This is a genomic window from uncultured Thiodictyon sp. (genome assembly GCF_903946935.1).
GTDB lineage: Bacteria > Pseudomonadota > Gammaproteobacteria > Chromatiales > Chromatiaceae > Thiodictyon.
Genome location: NZ_CAJAXH010000229.1, coordinates 38,168 through 51,882 on the forward strand (window position 1 = coordinate 38,168; position 13,715 = coordinate 51,882).

A 13,715-nucleotide genomic window follows, 5' to 3' on the forward strand; every position below is an offset into this window, starting at 1 on the left:
TCAGGGCGGCGCAAAGTATTGGTTTGGTTGTCGTCACGGTGAGCTGCCTCCTGGTCATTCTTGGTTCGCGTTCATGTACGGAAACGCCGGACAGGCCAGACCCATGATGTTGCGGATCGGGTAACGCGACCGGCCGATGGTGCCGATTATAATTCGGTCGTCGGCCTGGCGCACGGTAGAGATTGGTGTCACGCGGGACATGCCGATGTCATAGCGTCCGGTGGCGGCCGGCCCGGACACCCCGCGTCGGCCCGCGCGCCGCGCTTGAAAAACCGACCATTTCGTGTAATATAAGAGTTCTCTAATATTTATACGGTGCCGCCATCATGCGTCTCCTCAAGCCCACCGCCGCACTGAGCGCGCTGCTCGCCTGTTCCGCCCTGGCCGCCGCTGCGGCGCCGGGCGCCCAGACGCAACCCGACCCCACACCGGCCCAGTCCGCGGCCCAGACCGGGCTCGCCACGGCCACGATCGCGGCGCGGATCGTCCCCCGGGAGTACCGCCTGGACGGCATCGTGGAGGCCATCAACAGCTCCACCGTCTCGGCCCAGACCCAGGGCCAGGTGAAGGAGATCGCGTTCGACGTGGACGACTACGTGGAGCAGGGCGCGGTGCTCGTGCGCCTGAAGGACACCGAGCAGCGCGCCCGGCTGGCCCAGGCGACGGCCGACCAGAAGTCGGCCGCGGCCCAGTTGAAACAGGCGCGCGAAGACCATGCCCGAGTCAAGGGGCTGGCGGAGAAGCAGAACGTCTCGGCCTCCGCCGTGGACAAGTCGACCGCCGACCTGGCCGCCGCCCAGTCGGCCCTGGATGCCGCCAACGCGCGCCTCGACCAAGCCCAGGAGCAACTGAAATACACCGAGATTCGCGCGCCCTATGCCGGTATCGTGACCGCCCGTAAGGTGGCGGTGGGCGAGATGGCGAGCCCCGGCCAGGCGCTGATCAGCGGGATCTCGCTGGATGAACTGCGGGTGGCGGTGGACGTGCCGCAGAGCCTGATCGCCGCGGTGCGCGGCGGGGCCGAGGCCAGGGTCTATCGCCCGGACGGCACCGTGATCGAGACCAAGGCGATCACCATCTTTCCCTATGCCGATCCCGGCTCCAATACCTTCAAGGTGCGGGTCGACCTGCCAGCCGCCCCCCCCGGGCCCATCCCATTGTTCCCCGGGATGTTTGTGAAGGCCGGATTCATGGTCGGCGAGAAGGCGGAACTCGCCGTGCCCAAGGAGTGCGTGGTGTTCCGCTCCGAGGTTACCGGGGTCTATGTGGTCGGGGTTGGCGGGGAGGTCAACCTCCGCCAGGTGCGACTGGGCCGCGACCTGGGCGACGCCTATGTGGTGCTGGCCGGGCTCACCGCCGGCGAGCGGGTGGCACTCAACCCGATCGCGGCCGGGGTGGTGCGCAAGAACCAGGACGCGGCGCGCACCGCGGCGGGGAGCCATCATGATTGAGCCACTGGGCCTGTCGGGCCGCATCACGGCACGCTTCCAGTCCTCCGCCATCACCCCGCTGCTGGCCCTGGTGGGTCTACTGGCCGGGTTGTTTGCCATCCTGGTGACGCCGCGCGAGGAAGAGCCCCAGATCAACGTCACCTTTGCCGATGTGTTCATCCCCTTCCCCGGGGCCTCCGGGGCCGAGGTCGAACACCTGGTGTCCGGACCCGCCGAGCAGGTGCTGTCCGAGATCAAGGGCATCGAGCATGTCTATTCAGTCTCGCGCCCCGGCATGGCGGTGGTCACTATCCAATTCCGGGTGGGTGAGGACAATACCGACGCGGTGGTGCGTCTGTTCAGCAAGGTGTTGAGCAATGCGGACTGGCTGCCGCCCAATCTCGGCGTCGGCACCCCGATCATCAAGCCCAAGGGCATCGACGATGTGCCGATCGTCACCGCCACCCTCTGGTCCAAGGACCCGCAGGTGGGCGCCTTCGAGCTGGGCCAGGTCGCCCATGCCATCGAGCCCGAGATCAAGCGCGTCCCCGGCACCCGCGATGTCTATACCCTGGGGGTGCCGCGCCAGGCGGTGCGGGTGCTGCTGCAACCCCAAGCACTGGCCGGTTACGGGATCGACTTGGGCGATCTGCGGCGCGCGCTCCAGTCCGGCAATCAGGACGCGGACAACCTGCCAGTCACCGTCGACAACCAGGAGATACTGGTCCAGGCCGGGACCTTCCTCTCCAGCCCCGAGGAGATCGGCGACCTGGTGGTGGGGCTGCACGCGGGCCACCCGGTCTATCTGCGCGACGTGGCGACCATCGACCGCGGACCCGAGCAACCCGATACCTATGTCTGGGTGGGTCCCGGCCCCGGCGCCCGGGACCCCGGCACCGGCAGCGCGCCGGCCGGTGCCAGCCCGGCGGTGACCATCGCCGTGGCCAAGCAGGAGGGGGTGAACGCGGTGGAGGTGGCACAGCGCGTGATTGAGCGCGTTGCCCAGTTGCAGGGTACCTTCATCCCCGAGGGGGTCGAGGTGACCATCACCCGCAATTATGGCGCCACCGCCGATGCCAAGGCCAAGAAGCTCATCAGCAAGCTAGTCTTTGCCACCGGCTCGGTCATCCTGCTGGTGTGGCTCGCGGTCGGCTGGCGCGAGTCGATCATCGTCGGCGCCGCGGTGATCGTCACCCTGGCACTGACCCTGTTCGCCTCCTGGGCCTGGGGCTTTACCCTGAACCGGGTCTCGCTCTTCGCGCTCATCTTCTCCATCGGCATCCTGGTGGACGACGCCATCGTGGTGGTGGAGAACATCCACCGGCACATGGTCCTGTCCACCACCCGGCTGCTCGACCTGATGCCCGGGGCGGTCGATGAGGTGGGCGGGCCGACCATACTGGCCACCTTCACGGTCATCGCGGCCCTGCTGCCGATGGCCTTCGTGAGCGGGCTGATGGGGCCCTATATGTCGCCCATCCCGATCAATGCCTCGCTGGGGATGGTGATCTCGCTGGCGGTGGCCTTCGTCTTTACCCCCTGGATGACCAACTTCATGCTCGGCCGGCGGCACGACCAGGCGGTGGCCGCGGCCGCCGCGACCGGCGCGCATGCACCCGGTCACGGTCATGGCGAGGGCGGCAGCCCCATGCTCGGACGGGTCTTCCGCCCGGTCATCACCCCCTTCCTGGTCGGGCGCAAGGGCCATCTCAATCGCTGGTTCCTGCTCATCGGCATCCTGGTGCTGATCACCGGCTCGGTGCTGTTGGCGGTGAATAAGATCGTCGTACTCAAGATGCTCCCATTCGACAACAAGTCCGAGTTCCAGGTGGTCCTCGACATGCCCGAGGGGACCAGCCTGGAGCAGACCACCCGGGTGCTGGCGGAGATGGGCGAATATCTCTCCACCGTCCCCGAGGTAACCGATTACCAGGCCTATGCCGGCACCGCCGCGCCGATCAACTTCAATGGCTTGGTGCGTCAGTATTATCTGCGTTCGGGCGCCAATCTGGGCGACCTCCAGGTCAATCTGGTCGATAAGCACCAGCGCTCCCGCCAGAGTCACGATATCGCCTCGGCGCTGCGCGCCCCTTTGCAGGAGATCGCCAACCGTTATCGGGGCAACGCCAAGATCGCCGAGCCGCCGCCGGGCCCGCCGGTGTTGGCGCCACTGGTGGCGGAGGTCTATGGGCTCGGCTACCCCGGCCAGATCGCCACCGCGGCCAAGGTACGGGTCGCCTTCGAGTCGACCCCCGACATCGTCGACGTGGACGACTCGGTGGAGTTCCCCTCGACCAAGCTTATCGTGGAGGTGGACCGCCCCAAGGCGGCGCGTCTGGGGGTCGATCAGGCCACCGTCGCCCAGGCCCTGTCGACGGTATTGAAGGGCGAGTCGATGAGCTTCCTGCACGGGGCCAATGTCAAATACGCTGTACCTATCCGGGTGGAATACGCGGAGGCCGACAAGGCGGATATGGAACAGGTGTTGGCGCTCAAGGTCCGCGCCCAGGGCGGCGCACTGGTGCCGCTGTCTGAGATCGTCACCGTGGTCAAGGATACGCGCGCCCCCAGCATCTATCACAAGGACCTGTTGCCGGTGGTCTATGTCACCGGGGATATGGGCGGCACTACCGACAGCCCGCTCTATGGACTGTTCACCATCGCCGCGAAACTGACCGACCAACTGGGCCTGCCGCAGTGGTACACCCAGCAGCCGGGCAACCCCTATGCGTTCAGCCTCAAGTGGGACGGCGAATGGCAGGTGACCTATGAGACCTTCCGCGATATGGGCATCGCCTATGGCGTGGGGCTGGTCCTCATCTATCTGCTGGTGGTCGCCCAATTCCGCAGCTATCTGGTGCCGCTCATCATCATGGCGCCCATTCCGCTCACCATCATCGGCATCCTGCCCGGTCACGCGCTCTTGGGTGCCAAGTTCACCGCCACCTCCATGATCGGTATGATCGCGCTGGCCGGTATCATCGTGCGCAACTCCATCCTGCTGGTGGACTTCATCAATCAGCAGGTGCGCGAGGGCATGCCCTTTGCGGACGCGGTGATCAACTCCGCGGTGGTCCGCGCCAAGCCCATCGCACTCACCGCCCTGGCCGCCATGGCCGGCGCCGGATTCATCCTGGACGATCCGATCTTTTCGGGGCTGGGCGTCTCGCTGTTATTCGGACTCTTCGTCTCCACGCTGCTGACCCTGGTGGTCATTCCGGTGGTCTATTACGGGGTCATGTATAAGCGGGAGGAATGGATGCGCACCGCCACGGGGTGAGTTGGCGGCGCTGGAGTCCAAGGCTTCAGCCTTGGCGTGCGCGTGACACCGCCGCGGAGACTGTGAAAGTATTATGCTACTGTAAATCATAGAGATTTCGCTGTGCTTAAAGGCAAAATCCGGGCAAAATGGCGATTTTCGGCCCTTTTGCCTCTAAAACGAGCCCTGCCTGAGCGACATATCGCTGATATATCAAGGCACTAATACTTGCCTAGTCTCTGCGGCGGTGTCACGCCTGTGTCAGGCGCTGTGCGCCGTGAGTACCAGCGGTTGGCAATGCCCGAACTGCCCGCAACAGATCCACTAGGCAACCACGGTTGCGTCAAAGCGGGGCCTTCGAGTCCGCGGAAGCATCGGGAACATCGCTGCCGACCGGGGGGCAAGTACCATGTGATTAACCACGGAGAAAGGACGGTCAAGTTCCTTGTGCGCCAGCCGTTGCCGTTTTGACCTACGTGGCGCGCCGGCACTTTGCAAAGGTGGTGGTAGACCAACTATGATCCGTCGAGACTGACGGACCTACGACTGCGGGTAGCACGGTCAATCGTCATCACTCTTGACCGTGACAGTCTAGCGCAGCCTAAAATATTGATTTATATAGCGTGTTGAGTATTTTCCGCTAATTCTCCGGAATCACGCCATGGGTCCTGCAATAACAAATATAAATTAAAGATAATAGTGAAATGGACACATCGTCGTACCTAATGCGGGATATCGTTAGTCCCTCTTTTTTTGAAGGAATAACCTCGTCGTCCGCAATTGGTGATTCCAAGTCGACGGCACTACAAGGTTTATGTGCCGTTGACCTTTTTGCTGGCGCAGGGGGCTTTTCGGCCGCAGCATCAAGGGTCGGCATCCGTGTAGTCGCCGCAGTCGAGAAGGACAAACACGCCTGCGCGACCTACCAGGCGAACCTGATCGACAATTGCGAAGACCCCGATGCAGCCCCGACCCTGTATGCCACCGACATCCTGAAATTGACGCCGGATACCCTGCACGACACACACTTCGCCGAGGGCATGGCCTGCGACATCGTACTTGGCGGCCCACCGTGCCAGGGCTTTTCCGTGCATCGAATTAAGAACGCAGGCGTGAACGATCCGCGTAATGCCCTGATTCTACGTTATTTTAGTTTCGTTAAGCGCCTACAGCCCAAAGTTTTTCTGTTGGAAAACGTACCCGGATTGTTGTGGCCGCGTCACCGGGACTTCTTGAGAGACTTTCTACACGCGAGCCGGGACGCCGGATATCGGGTCCTCGGGCCTACAGCCCTTGATGCCCGGGACTATGGAGTTCCCCAGCGGCGCAAGCGCATCTTTATACTGGGCATCCGCGCCGACGTCATCTTCGACGAGTCGGTTTGGCCGCCGCCCCGAACCCATGGTGACGCAAAGGCGCGGGAGCAAGACCCGTCACTCCTGCCTTGGGTCACCGCAGCGGCGGTGTTCGAGAAGTCCGCACCGCAAGACGATGAGAATGACCGGCATATGAATCACTCGCCGAAGCTGGTGGAGGTGTTCGAGTCCACGCCGCTCAACGGCGGCAGCAGGCGGGACTCTGCGCGCGTGCTGGCATGCCGCGATGGGCACAATGGGCACAGTGACGTCTACGGACGCATTGACCCGAGTGTACCTGGACCGACCATGACATCGGCCTGCATCAATCCGTCCAAGGGGCGCTTCGTCCACCCGACCGAGGCGCACGGGATAACCCTCCGGCAGGCGGCCCGCTTCCAGACCTTCCCCGATACCTTCGTTTTCAAAGGAGGGCTGATGGCCGCCGGCGAGCAAATCGGCAACGCGGTGCCCGTGCAACTTGGCGAGATCCTGCGGCAGGGCGTTTCCCCCTGACTTGTGGTCGATCCGAATGCCTGACCGAATCGGATACCCTCATGATTGATGCCGTCTCTTTCCGGACTCGCGCCCGTACCATCGACCATCTGGGGCGGGAGCAGATCGCCGACTGCCCCACCGCGGTCTCCGAACTCTGGAAGAACGCCTACGACGCCTACGCAACCGCCGTCGCGTTGCACATCTACGACGGCGCAATACCCGTCGCGGCGATCGTCGATGACGGTCATGGGATGACCCACCAGGACTTCATCGACAAGTGGCTGGTGGTCGGCACCGAATCGAAGGCGAGCGGTGACCAGGTTCGCGAGGAGGACCGCAACGGCCTACCGCGGCGGCCGAAGCAGGGTCAGAAGGGGATCGGGCGACTCTCCTCCGCCTTTCTAGGCCCCCTGTTGCTGGTGGTCTCCAAGCGCCGCAACACGCCCTTTACTGCCGCCCTGATCGACTGGCGCCTGTTCGAGAACCCCTTTCTTTATCTTCAGGACATTGAGGTTCCGGTCGTCGAGTTCGACGCCAAAGAGCAGGTCTTCGAACAACTCCCGGCCATGTTCGAAACCCTTCGCGGAAACCTGCGCGGCACCGGGCGCGATTTAGCGCGGGATCAACGCATTGCCCAAGCATGGGAGAGTTTCGATACGCTGGAGGCGAGCGAGGCAAAGCCGTCCACCCGCGACGCCATGGAACGGATCGTGGAGGCCGCGGTCTTCGATCGCCGTCACTTCCGCCAATGGCCAATCTGGCGAGGAGACAAGGAGCACGGCACCATCCTGCTCATCGCCGACATTGTCTTTGACCTTGAGGCCCAATTGTCGGGACGACTCCATCCCGAGGATTCCAATGCCGCAGAGCAGGCGAAAGATCGGCTTTTTCAGACGCTATCGAACTTTACCGATCCCTTCACCGACCCCAGGGAAGCAGAAGAAGACTATAGTGCCGCGGATTTCGATTATTCTGTGATCGCTTGGGAGGGGGCGTTGCAACGCTCCGTCATCGCCAGTCAACACGAGTTCGACTACCGGAATCTGGAGGAATTGGAGCATGTGGTCGAGGGCTGCGTCGATGAAAACGGCGTCTTCGTCGGCAGAGTACGAGCATTCGGAAACTGGCTGGACGGAGAGGTTCGCATCAGCCCAAAGACGGATGTTTCACAACGCGCCAACTCAAAGGTCGGTACATTCCACATCCGCCTTGGCAGTTTTCAGCAGGACTCTGGATCATCTTCCCACCCGCCGGACGTACACCGCCAACTGCTGGAGCAAGCGAAGTTGTATGCAGGAGTGATGATCTACCGGAATGGCCTGCGCGTCATGCCCTACGGCCGGGAAGACAACGACTTCTTCGAGATTGAAAAGCGGCGGACCCTGCACGCCGGGCGTAATTTCTGGTCCCACCGACGAACATTCGGGGGCATCGCGATCACCCGCGACGGAAACCCCAACCTCAAGGACAAGGCGGGCCGCGAGGGATTCATCGACAACAAGGCGGCAAAGGTCTTTCGCGATCTGGTCGAGAATCTACTGCGGAAGACCGGACTCGAATACTTCGGCACCGACTCAGACTTACGAAACCAGTATCTACCGGATATTCAGGCGAGCCGTGCCCGAGAAAAGGCGGAAGCGGAACGCAATCGTCGCCGCGCTTTCAATCGGAAGCGGTTTCGCACCAGCCTGAAAAGATTCGGCCCGGAACTTGCGTCACTGCGTAATGAGCTTGAGACGCTCGCCGAACGGCTGCGCGATGTCGAGCCGACCACCGAGTCGGAAATCCTGCGTTTGCGGGAGCAAGTTCAAGAGCTAAAAGATCGATCCAACGATTTCTCCTTAGGTGAGGCGCCTAGAACCCTCGGGAGCCTTGAAGACGAATACGGTGTCTTCCGGTTCAATCAACGTAGCGTCGGCAATTTGCTCAAAACCGTGGAGCAATCATTGAACGCTGCCCTGGAAGCGGTGAAGCCGCGCGCACCTCGCGAGATCGCTTTCTCGGATCTGAGCAGTCATGCCGCCTACCTTCAGGGGCGCCTGCGAAAGTGGCTAAAAGAGGCGCGTGAGCTACTGGAGGCCGAACAGCGACGAATCACTACGCTCTACGAGGCACGGAGCAAGCAATACCATGCCGACACTTTGCCTATTCTCGATGATGTCGAGCACGAGCGAATCCCTTTGGCAAAGGCGCTGGAACGTCTGGCCAGCGCACGGGACAACGTCGACCTCGAGAACGGCGAGACCTTCGAGCCCTACATCGCGGCTTTGCGCAGTCTTCAGGAAAACATCGATCTGGAAACCCTCGCCGCCTACGGAATGGATGCGGTCGACGAGACGCGCGAAGAGGTGGATCGGTTGCACTCGCTGGCACAACTCGGTATCACCGTTGAGATTATTGGACATGAAATCGAAGGGTTTGAACTGACGATCAGCCAAGGACTGCAAGACCTACCCGAGATCGCGCAACGGACGCCGGCCTTCGCTGCCGTTAAGATTGCCCACGAGGCACTCGCCGATCGCCTGCGGTTCCTCTCTCCCCTAAAGCTCTCCGGACCGAAGTACAAGACCACGCTGGGCGGCTCAGACATCCTCGGATACGTGCAGCGCTTCTTCCAGGATACCCTGCAGAATGCCGGTGTTTCATTGGAAGCCACCGACCGCTTCCGCCGCTTCTACGTCTACGAGCAACCGGCTCGTATTTTTCCAGTCTTTATCAATCTGATAAATAACGCACTCTACTGGGTACGCCAAGAGGGCGGCGGCAAACACAACATTCTTTTAGATGCCGTAGATGGGAGGGTCGTGGTTGCCGACGACGGTCCCGGTGTCGATGAGGACGACCTCAAGCACTTATTTTCTTTGTTCTTTACCCGCAAGGTCCGCGGCGGCCGCGGCGTAGGACTCTACCTGTGTCGAGCCAATCTGGCGGCGGTAGGTCATACCATCGAATACGCGACCGACCAGCGATTCAAGGTTCTTTCCGGGGCAAATTTTGTCATCGACTTCAAGGGGGCGACGTATGAGTGACGGGGAGGCTTCGACTTACGGAGAACTGATCGCAGAGGCTTTTATGAGCCCGATTCGATCGGTCATCGTGGTGGACGATGAGTTTCCCACGCTTGATGGGCTGCTCGACAAGGAGCGGGCGATGGCGAATCCGGACTTTAATGAAAATGATACGAGGCGAGCTCGAGATATCATTCGCTTTTGCCACGCGGACGAAAGAAATTGGATGGTTGAGTTTCATGACGGCCTGCCGGAGAAGCAGACGACAACCTCGCACCTCACTCAAGCCGACTTAATGATCCTCGACTTTCACCTTGACAAAGAACAACCGAACGATGGAACCAAGGCAATCAACATCCTGCGGGAACTTGCCGATAACGACTACTTTAACCTTGTGGTGGTCTACACCAAGGGATCCGACTCGGTTGCAGGCGACATCGCTCGAATAGTTGGGGAGATTGCTGTTGGACTCTGCAAATCCGATGAGCGTGTGAATCTGCATCCCACCGCTTTAGCCGACGTCACAAAATTGGTGCAGCAGTGGGAGGATGATGAACCGGCAATCATCGAGAGACTAACAACTGAAGTCGACGATCGAGCGTTCGTGAAGACTCGCGGCCTTCAGGGAAAGGCAATTGATTGGAAAGCTGCTTGCCGCCTGCCGGAATTGCAAGGGCTCAAGACGCTGGTGAGTGCTGCACCGGAAGCCGTGAGTGCGAGCCCGAAGTTTAAGCTTATTACGAAGTGGGTACTTTACAGGAAGCAACTGGAACTGGCACGGCGGCTCGCGATGAAAGACTTTGGCACGGTACGGATGGATCTGGGCGAGGATGGGACTAACTGGATTAGAACAGATCGACTTTTCGTCACGGTTGTCAGCAAATCCAAAGACGCATCATCCCTTCCGGATCACCTTGTAAAGGCTTTGGAACTGTGGGACCCGGAGCCGTATCGCTTGTTGATGGCCAAGATGCGCGCAGTGCTGGATAAGCATGGTGTCCTTGCGGAGGCGGAGGTCTTGCGCAACCGGCACCTTCAGTTGGGCTGGTTGGACGACTTCTTGGACGCTGCTGCAGATCAACGCCCATGGAAATTCCACAATGCCATCAAGCGTCACTGGGAAGGGCTAGGAGATGCAATTAGGGCCAATGTCACGGAGTTCGGTGAGCGACTGGGAAGTCGATTGCTTGCGGGTGAGGCGAGGAGGTGGTATGCGTCCCTGGAGCCGACTGAGGTGACTGTTCACCTGAACCGATACGAGTGCAGCAAGGAGGTAGAGGGCAGCCACTTGACCACCGGACACGTCCTCCGCATAGATAATGGCGGTATCAGCGGGCCGTATTGGCTATGCCTCTCACCCGCTTGCGACTTGGAGCCTGGACAGAAGGATTCGGGTTGGCACAAAAGGCTTGGAGAGCACATCCCATTCATCGCCGTAGAACTATTCGAACTCCCGGCTGGAAGAGTCGAGGATGCGCTCGCAAATGCTACCAGCGCGAATTATTTGTTTCTCAAGATCGATGAAAATATTAAGCACTTTAGCTTCCTTCCGCTTCCATTAGGAAGTCTTGGCGGTTCGACAGACCGAACACCGAATCCCAAGTGGGAGCAGATGTTCGCTGAAAAACAGGGTCGCTTCGACGACAACGGAAACAGACTTCAGATTGCCCGAGCAGCAGGCGGAACCAAGGGGCTCGAACACACCAGCTATTCCGCGACGGTTGTCGCACAACTTCGCTATGAGTACGCACTCAATCTCTTGCAGCGCCTCGGCGCAAGTCTCTCGAGGGTTGGACTGGATTTCGTGCCGATGAATCGTCGCCCACCGGACAATGGACAAGCTAACCCCTAGGCAGCGCTCGGACGTTATGTCGAAGGTTAGGGGAACAAACACTCTTCCGGAGATGAGAGTTCGTCGGGCGTTACATTCGATGGATTATCGCTTCCGGTTGCATCGGCCTGACCTTCCCGGCAAGCCCGACATCGTCCTACAGAAGCACCGAGTTTGCATATTCGTTCACGGGTGCTTCTGGCATTCTCACCCCGGTTGTGTGAGGGCGACAACCCCCGAGTCGAACGGGGAGTTCTGGGCCAAGAAGCTCGCCGGTAACGTTGAACGGGATCGGCGAAGTGCGCTGGAATTGGCGGAAATGGGTTGGCGAGTATGCGTAATCTGGGAATGCGAAACGAGATATACGGACGCTTTGGTTCTCGCCGTCAACCGCTGCATGAAACACAGTGGACCGATATCTCTATAGGCGTTTGATAGCATTTGCATAAGACAGAGCAGCAATGCGCTGACCGTGATGTCGCAAATAGAACCGCTCGAACGGTCGGTGTGGAGTTGCTGCTTAGCTGCCCTAGTCTGTTGGGGCGAAGGGCTCTGCGTCATCTGCTGGACCATTCACCACATGAGGAACCGAGGGCCTTGCGGACCAGGTTAACTTGCCTCTATCTTGGTAACGATGCTATTTTCAAACGGGCTTTGATCGTAATCCCGGCCACATCGCTGACGGCAAGGTCTTTGGTCCGCACAGCGGACCCTACGGGTCGCAACCTTACCGTAGAGCAAGACTGGCCGGAGGATGAGCAAGACCTGGTCGGGCGTTGATCATGGTTCCGGCCAACAGGATAACCCCATCAGTAGTTCTACTGATACCGTCTCAGTAGTTTACGGCCGCCGCGCTGCGCAGTCCTACCCATTCAATGTTACGCCTGCGGTGCGATCATGGACTCAGGTGCCGACCCCCTTGCGGGTCGCGGCGCTTGAGCAAACCACGATGACGGAGGACCGACCATGCGTAAATTCACCGACTGGCCCGTGGCGGCAACCGCCCTCTGGGGGCGCCTGACTGCCCATCCGTTCGAGCGCCCGCACGAGGGTCTCGACCTCGCCCGCCGCCTGGCCCGCGAGCAGGGTTGGACCCTGGAACAGGCGCGCGCCATGATCGAGGAGTACCGGCGCTTCTGCTTCCTGTGCTGTGTCGCCGGGGAGTCCATGACCCCAAGCCGGGAGGTCGATGAGGTCTGGCACATTCACCTGACCGACACCCACGACTAATGGGACCGCTTTTGCCCCCAGGTGCTCGGTACGCCCCTGCACCATGAGCCGACCCGGGGAGGTCCGGCGCAGGGTCGGCATTTCCGTGAACAGTACGCCCGCACCCTGGCCGCCTATGAGTGCTGGTTCGGCCCGCCGCCGCTTGCCTTCTGGCCCGGCACGCAGGAGCGCTTCGCGGACCCGGCGCGTTGGCGGCATGTGGACCTGCATCGCCAACTGGTCCTGCCGCGCCCGCGTCTGCCGGGCTGGCGGGGGTGGCTCTCGGGTGTCGGTCTGGTCGGCGGGACCCTGGTCGCGGGGACGGCCGCCGCGCTACCACTGGACCCCTTTGATTGGACCGCCGAGCCCTTTCTGGAGCTCTTTGTGGCCCTCGCCCTGTTGGCCCTGATCCTCTCTTCCTGGCTGCGCTACCGACTGCGCGAGACCGGTCCGGGGCGAGCGGACGCGCTGGATCATTACCAACCGGCCTATCTGGCCGACGGTCCCGCGCGTGCCGTCGATACCGGGGTCACAGACCTGCTGACGCAGGGCTTGGTCAGGCTGGAGGAGAGCCCCCCGCGCCTGAGTCTCACGGTGTCGGCGTCGCACCTGCCCGAGCCGCTGCGGGAACTGGGTGCGGCCATCGACCGGTACGGCACCCCGGGGGCCATGCTGCTGCGCAATGCCACCACCTGGCATGAACCGCTCAAGGCCAGCCTGGTGTCGCGTGGTCTTGCGCTGTCGGAGCAACAGTCGTGGACGGTCCGCAGCGCCGGCGCCCTGCCGCTCCTGGCGGTCGCCGCCTTTGGGTCGATCAAAATCCTGGTCGGGCTGAGTCGCGATCGGCCGGTCGGCTTCCTGGTCTGTCGATGGCTACCTAAACCCGCCTATAGTTGGTGAATGACGCGGTGTATGGCCCCGCGGCGGCGTGGCTGCGGCTTTGCGCCGGGTCCGTCCCCGGCGGAGCGTAGCGCAGCCGGGGACGGACCCGGCGCAAAGCCGACGCGGCCCACGCGCCTGGTCGCAGACGGTGCCGCGCGGGCGGGTGTTCCCCGCGCGGGAGGTGACAAGGGCCGCGCCATGGTCTACAGAATCAGTGCCGTTGAGACAGGTACGGCACTGGTG

The 13,715-nt window shown here is 61.5% G+C and carries 8 protein-coding genes; all 8 read left to right on the forward strand.

Going from position 1 to position 13,715, the window contains the following annotated elements:
• The first annotated feature begins 326 nt into the window (after positions 1 to 326).
• The 8 genes from QZX93_RS20280 (at position 327) to QZX93_RS20315 (ending at position 13,490) form a co-directional block, all read left to right on the forward strand.
• A complete protein-coding gene (locus tag QZX93_RS20280) occupies positions 327 to 1,451 on the forward strand; it encodes an efflux RND transporter periplasmic adaptor subunit (RefSeq protein WP_295384622.1) in 1,125 nt (374 codons plus the stop codon).
• On the forward strand, positions 1,444 to 4,710 hold the full coding sequence (locus tag QZX93_RS20285) for an efflux RND transporter permease subunit (protein ID WP_295384624.1): 3,267 nt from the start codon (positions 1,444 to 1,446) through the stop codon (positions 4,708 to 4,710). Before QZX93_RS20280 ends, QZX93_RS20285 begins: the two co-directional genes overlap by 8 nt.
• A 683-nt stretch (positions 4,711 to 5,393) precedes the next feature.
• A complete protein-coding gene (locus QZX93_RS20290; protein ID WP_295384626.1) occupies positions 5,394 to 6,560 on the forward strand; it encodes a DNA cytosine methyltransferase in 1,167 nt (388 codons plus the stop codon).
• A 41-nt stretch (positions 6,561 to 6,601) separates the two neighbouring features.
• Positions 6,602 to 9,571 carry an ATP-binding protein gene (locus QZX93_RS20295; protein WP_295384628.1) on the forward strand — a complete coding sequence of 990 codons (2,970 nt, stop codon included), beginning with the start codon at positions 6,602 to 6,604 and terminating at the stop codon, positions 9,569 to 9,571.
• Entirely contained in the window at positions 9,564 to 11,402 is a 1,839-nt protein-coding gene (locus tag QZX93_RS20300; RefSeq protein ID WP_295384631.1) for a response regulator receiver domain, read from the forward strand. The genes QZX93_RS20295 and QZX93_RS20300 overlap by 8 nt, the downstream gene beginning before the upstream one ends.
• Before the next feature lie 16 nt (positions 11,403 to 11,418).
• On the forward strand, positions 11,419 to 11,808 hold the full coding sequence (locus QZX93_RS20305) for a very short patch repair endonuclease (protein ID WP_295384633.1): 390 nt from the start codon (positions 11,419 to 11,421) through the stop codon (positions 11,806 to 11,808).
• 539 nt (positions 11,809 to 12,347) lie between these two features.
• Positions 12,348 to 12,611, forward strand: a complete 264-nt coding sequence (locus QZX93_RS20310) for a hypothetical protein (RefSeq protein ID WP_295384635.1) — start codon at positions 12,348 to 12,350, stop codon at positions 12,609 to 12,611.
• 21 nt (positions 12,612 to 12,632) lie between these two features.
• A complete protein-coding gene (locus QZX93_RS20315; protein WP_295384637.1) occupies positions 12,633 to 13,490 on the forward strand; it encodes a TIGR04222 domain-containing membrane protein in 858 nt (285 codons plus the stop codon).
• The last annotated feature ends 225 nt before the right edge of the window (positions 13,491 to 13,715 follow it).

What these genes read in the sequence shown, in the direction of transcription:
- QZX93_RS20280 (WP_295384622.1), top strand. Translation starts at nt 327, where the DNA reads ATGCGTCTCCTCAAGCCCACCGCCGCACTGAGCGCGCTGCTCGCCTGT.
- QZX93_RS20285 (WP_295384624.1), top strand. Translation starts at nt 1,444, where the DNA reads ATGATTGAGCCACTGGGCCTGTCGGGCCGCATCACGGCACGCTTCCAG.
- QZX93_RS20290 (WP_295384626.1), top strand. Translation starts at nt 5,394, where the DNA reads ATGGACACATCGTCGTACCTAATGCGGGATATCGTTAGTCCCTCTTTT.
- QZX93_RS20295 (WP_295384628.1), top strand. Translation starts at nt 6,602, where the DNA reads ATGATTGATGCCGTCTCTTTCCGGACTCGCGCCCGTACCATCGACCAT.
- QZX93_RS20300 (WP_295384631.1), top strand. Translation starts at nt 9,564, where the DNA reads ATGAGTGACGGGGAGGCTTCGACTTACGGAGAACTGATCGCAGAGGCT.
- QZX93_RS20305 (WP_295384633.1), top strand. Translation starts at nt 11,419, where the DNA reads ATGTCGAAGGTTAGGGGAACAAACACTCTTCCGGAGATGAGAGTTCGT.
- QZX93_RS20310 (WP_295384635.1), top strand. Translation starts at nt 12,348, where the DNA reads ATGCGTAAATTCACCGACTGGCCCGTGGCGGCAACCGCCCTCTGGGGG.